Here is a 1242-nt window from a genome sequence, read left to right on the forward strand (position 1 = left end):
CTCGACTTCGCACCTTATGCTGGCTAAGCGCGTATAGCTAGCGTGAATCGCTGATGCTTCCAATTACGTCGTTCTTGTCGTGTACCGAGCCAATCGACCGGCTCGAGTGCTTCTCAACGAGACAGAAACACCACGCAAAGACATACGTTACAGGTCTTGTTGCCGCCGGCAACAAGACCGTTCAGGGCATCTCGAATCACGTTCTTCCGGCGAAAAGTGAACGGGCGTTGAACAAGTTTCTCACAGAGTATGATTGGGACGAAAATCAACTTAACAAGGAACGGTTGGCGTTTCTTCAACAGGAGAACGATACAGCATGGAGCAGTGAAGGTGTCGTCATCATCGACGACACCTTCACGCATAAAACCGGCGAGCAAATCCCTAACGCCGGAAAATTCTACGATTATACTGTTCCCGGTTACATCTGGGGACAAAATCTTATCTACGCACTCTACGCCGACGAGAAAACCACCTATCCGCTTGGCTTTCGGCTCTATGAAAAAGACGCACAACGACGTGTTGAGCTAGCTCTCGATCTCGTCGATGAACTCATCGAGATAGGTGTCCCGGCGGACACCTATCTCTTCGATCAGAGTTACTGTTCAGAAGAGTTTGTGACCCACCTCGAAAATCATGGGAAAGAGTGGGTCTCTGCGGTCAAAAGTGACGCTCGCGTCACGTACGGTGGTGAACGAATCCGTGTCGATGCGCTGGCCGAGCGCATCGACACAGTCCCGCGCACAATCGCTGGAGAGACGTATCATATCTGGACACAGAAACGCGATGTAAGTCGTCTGGGCAAGGTGAAATTGCTGATCACAAAGAAGGAATCAAGCGAAGAGGATGAAAAACCGAGTATCAAGTACATCGTCTCGAACAAGATCGACGCACCAGCGAGCCATCTCATCGAGTTGTACGCGATGAGATGGCGAGTAGAGACGTTCTTCAGGGACACCAAGCAGGATCTTGGTTTTGGAGACTGCGAGCTCCGGCATGCCGCAGGTGCCAGTCGGCACTGGCACCTGCTAATGCTGGCCTACAGTCTCCTGAAGCTCGGTGCTGCACACAGCGCTCTTGGAACGATCCTCGCCCGAGCAACATCGCTTCGTGCCGAGATCAAACGTTCGTTCCGCGAGAGCGTTCAGAACCTTCTGTCCTGGGCACTCACCAGTCCGAATCAAAACACCGACGAACTAATGCACCAGATCGAGGGTATGTTCGTCTAACGTGCGAAGTCAAGTA

At 52.1% G+C, this 1242-nt stretch carries 1 protein-coding gene; it reads left to right on the plus strand.

Going from position 1 to position 1242, the window contains the following annotated elements:
* The first annotated feature begins 53 nt into the window (after positions 1-53).
* Positions 54-1226, plus strand: coding sequence for an IS701 family transposase (locus AC1XDK_RS30745; RefSeq protein ID WP_483353826.1), 1173 nt, complete (start codon positions 54-56; stop codon positions 1224-1226).
* The last annotated feature ends 16 nt before the right edge of the window (positions 1227-1242 follow it).

The sequence above is a fragment of the Haladaptatus sp. HS23 genome, from assembly GCF_056892285.1.